The sequence below is a fragment of the Citrobacter sp. Marseille-Q5395 genome, from assembly GCF_947057495.1.
Lineage (GTDB): Bacteria > Pseudomonadota > Gammaproteobacteria > Enterobacterales > Enterobacteriaceae > Citrobacter > Citrobacter murliniae.
This window is the reverse complement of record NZ_CAMSEL010000041.1, coordinates 1-3,295: the sequence shown is the minus strand read 5'-3', so window position 1 is coordinate 3,295 and position 3,295 is coordinate 1. Positions and strand designations below refer to the sequence as shown.

Genomic DNA, 3,295 nt, shown 5'->3' with positions numbered 1-3,295 from the left:
ATGGCTATGCGTGTCTGCGCATTGGCCTATTTAACTATTTCAACACTCTAGGAAATTAACAAATGGAAAACTCAATTAACCGCAACAAGGTCAATGCCCGTCGCATTGAGTCCTGGTTGCTTAACCGTATCGCCATGAAAGGTGGCAACAACGTAGCTAAAGAGATCGGCGTCGATAAAGCACAGATAACCCGCTGGAAAGAAACGTGGCTGCCGAAGATGGCAATGCTGCTGGCAGTTCTGGAATGGGGTGTTGTTGATGACGATATGGCGCGGTTGGCAAGAGAAGTAGCTGCGGTGCTCACAAAGAAAAAACGCCCGGCGGCAACCGAGCGTTCTGACCAGATGAATATGAACTTCTAATAACTCAGAGGTGAATTATGCCAGGAATTATGATCTCAGGCAACAACGACAAAATTGGCACTGATGAGCTTCTTTCCATTATCAATCAGGCCCGATTAGAGCATGGAGAAAAGCCAGTTCGTAACAATGATTTTATCCCTCGGGTCAAGGATGAGCTTGATGGGGAGCACTACGAAACTTTCGTAGTTCAAAATTCAAACGGCACAAAATCAGAAAACCTTGTTGTATCCAACGACCAGGCAGTATTGATCGGCATGAGGGAGTCGAAGGCGGTTCGCCGAACTGTGCTCGCAAAACTAAAGGAAAAGGAGTCTCCATTATTGCCTCAAACGCTGCCTGAGGCGTTGAGACTTGCAGCTGATTTAGCTGAAGAGAAAATCCAGTTAGAGAATCAATTAGCCATTGCCGCCCCGAAAGCTCAATTCGTGGATAGCTACGTCAATGCGTCTGGATCTCTCGGCTTCCGCGAGGCATGCAAATTACTTCACATCAAAGAAAACGCCTTCCGTCAGTTCCTGATCGAAAGCGAAATCATGTACCTGCTTGCAGGCAAGTTAACGCCGTATGCGCAACATATTGATGCCGGGCGTTTCACTGTGAAAACAGGCGAGAACCAGAATAACGGTCACGCCTTCACCCAAAACAAATTCACGCCCAAGGGCATCCAGTGGATCGCCGGGCTGTGGGCGGCACATCAAATCGGAGACAAGGCGGCATGAGCAGAGCAGCAACGGACTGGGCATGGGGCCTTGAACTAAAAGCATCACAAAAACTTCTGATGCTCTCTCTGGCAGACCGTGCTGACGAATCGCACTGTTGCTACCCAAGCATACAACGCCTCGTTAAAGACACCGGCATGGACAGAAAGACCATCGGGAAGTGGGTCAGCCAGATGATTGACGATGGACTGATTACCGACACCGGAGAGCGCAAAGGTAAGACAAAACAGGTTCGCGTTTTGCGTCTCAATATCGAGGTTAAAGAAGCCCAAAAACGGAACAGTACCGAAAACGGTAACGATCCCAATTTTGGACACGAAACAAGCCCAAATTTGGACACGGAACGATCCCAAAATTGGGATACAGAATCAGTCATTGAACCCAACATAGAACCAACTCTCTCTGGGCGTGACGGTTTTGTGAGCGATGCAGCAAAGTCCCGCATGGGTATACCGACCGGTCAGGGGATTACATTCCCTTCCGCTTTCAGACCATCAGCCGAGCATATCGCTATGGCTGCCGAGAAAGGGGTCAGCATCGAAACCGAGCTGCTCAACTTCCGTGACTACCACACAGCGCGAGGAACCACCCTGATTGACTGGAATTCAGCATTCCGCGTCTGGATCCGAAACGCCCGCGTTAACCCCCTGGCATCAAAGCGCAGCCGCAGTGAGCCAGAAACCCCGCACTGGAACAGCCGTGAAGGCTGGGAGGACTTCCTGTGACAATGCAACTGATGACAGCTATTCAGAACCGTGATGGCGAAGCAATGGCCCGGATGGCCGGAAGCCACGATCCGAAAAACGTAATCAACATCGAAGCCGAGAACCTTGTCGACTCACTGTTTCGCCAGCTGAAGCAAATCTTCCCAGCGGCATCGCAGACCAACCTGAAGACAGATTCTGACGAGAAGACGGCAAAGCGACAGTGGATCGCCGCATTCTCTGAAAACGGAATACGCAGCAGAGAACAGCTTTCCGCAGGGGTGAGGCACGCCAGAGCCAGCGAGTCACCTTTCTGGCCTTCACCTGGGCAATTCATCAAGTGGTGCAAGGACAGCAGTACAGTTCTTGGAATTAACCTGTCTGATGTGATGAATGAGTTTCATCGCTACAGCAGAGAAAAAGGCGTTCACACTGGCGGCGCGGAGAGGTTCCCATGGTCACATCCTGTCATGTACTGGATTATCACAGATACGCGACGGGCCATGTATCAAAGGCAACTTAGCGAAGTTGAAACTGAAAAGTTCGCAGCTAAAAAGCTCGAGGAATGGGCGCTAAAAGTAGCTGGAGGCGAACAAATCCCACCACCCGTTATGGCTATTGAGTGCAACTCTGATGTCATTCCAGTAACCCATGAGAGCCGAAATATCGGTTACCACCCTGAAGGAAAAACATTTGGCTGCATGCCTAACGCTGCAACTTTGGGGGCGCTTACTCCAGCGCAGTGGCTATGGGATGAATATCTCAAAGGGAAGGCCGCTGGCCTTATCAGGTGAAGACGATGGACAGCTTAAAGCAACGCATTCTCGATTACGTATCAGCTAACCAGCCAGCCAAGGTTGATCTGATTTACAAGGAAGTCGGAATCAGTCGCAACCGCTACTACGAAGAGGCGAAAGAGCTTCGTTTCATGGGCAGATTGCGCAGCGTTCCTGGTATTGGCGTATTCCCCGGCGAAAAGGCGTTCCAGCAATGGCTGAAGAATGGCGGCGGCGAGGCCATCAGGCAGCGTGCAGTTGATGCTAACCAGAGTAGCCAGGTAGCAAAAGGCGTTATCAAGAAATATAAAACCAATAGTGACGATCCGAAGATGTTCACCCCATACAACCCGGAGAATAACGGTGTTGTAGCGGAGTTCATGCAGAGCGACGCGAGAAAGCGGCTGATGATGGTTTACGGGAGGTTAGGAGCATGAAAGAGACACGCAATACCAGAGAAATTATCGAAACTCAATACCCGGAATTCCCTGAAACCATCCTCCACGCAGAACTATGCCGGGCATGTGCTCGCGTAGACGGTCGCAGCATCAAGCAGTCACTCAAGGCATTTGCTCTGGCACGTATCGAAAAGGTTGAGAGCAAGCCACTTAAAGGCGCACTGGAGCAGATGGCATCAAGCATGTTTCCAGAGACAGAGATAGCCCGTATCCGCGCCTGTGTAGGTCGCATGGAGTCGGCACTGGTTAAGACATTCGGAGTGAAGCGAGCATGAC

At 50.7% G+C, this 3,295-nt stretch carries 6 protein-coding genes; all 6 read left to right on the top strand.

Annotation, left to right across the window (positions count from 1 at the left end; translation table 11 throughout):
- The first annotated feature begins 62 nt into the window (after window positions 1-62).
- Genes OH663_RS25380 through OH663_RS25355 form a run of 6 tightly spaced genes read left to right on the top strand, consistent with a single transcriptional unit; the run spans window position 63 to window position 3,294 of the window.
- On the top strand, window positions 63-362 hold the full coding sequence (locus tag OH663_RS25380; RefSeq protein WP_263525917.1) for a lambda phage CII family protein: 300 nt from the start codon (window positions 63-65) through the stop codon (window positions 360-362).
- A gap of 17 nt (window positions 363-379) precedes the next feature.
- The gene (locus OH663_RS25375) at window positions 380-1,081 is read left to right on the top strand and encodes a phage antirepressor KilAC domain-containing protein (protein ID WP_263525916.1); all 702 of its coding nucleotides are present in this window, start codon (window positions 380-382) and stop codon (window positions 1,079-1,081) included.
- Entirely contained in the window at window positions 1,078-1,806 is a 729-nt protein-coding gene (locus OH663_RS25370; protein WP_263525915.1) for a helix-turn-helix domain-containing protein, read from the top strand. The genes OH663_RS25375 and OH663_RS25370 overlap by 4 nt, the downstream gene beginning before the upstream one ends.
- Before the next feature lie 2 nt (window positions 1,807-1,808).
- Entirely contained in the window at window positions 1,809-2,579 is a 771-nt protein-coding gene (locus tag OH663_RS25365) for a replication protein P (RefSeq protein ID WP_263525918.1), read from the top strand.
- 5 nt (window positions 2,580-2,584) lie between these two features.
- On the top strand, window positions 2,585-2,998 hold the full coding sequence (locus OH663_RS25360; RefSeq protein ID WP_263525914.1) for a hypothetical protein: 414 nt from the start codon (window positions 2,585-2,587) through the stop codon (window positions 2,996-2,998).
- A complete protein-coding gene (locus OH663_RS25355) occupies window positions 2,995-3,294 on the top strand; it encodes a hypothetical protein (RefSeq protein ID WP_263525913.1) in 300 nt (99 codons plus the stop codon). Before OH663_RS25360 ends, OH663_RS25355 begins: the two co-directional genes overlap by 4 nt.
- Window position 3,295 lies beyond the last annotated feature (1 nt).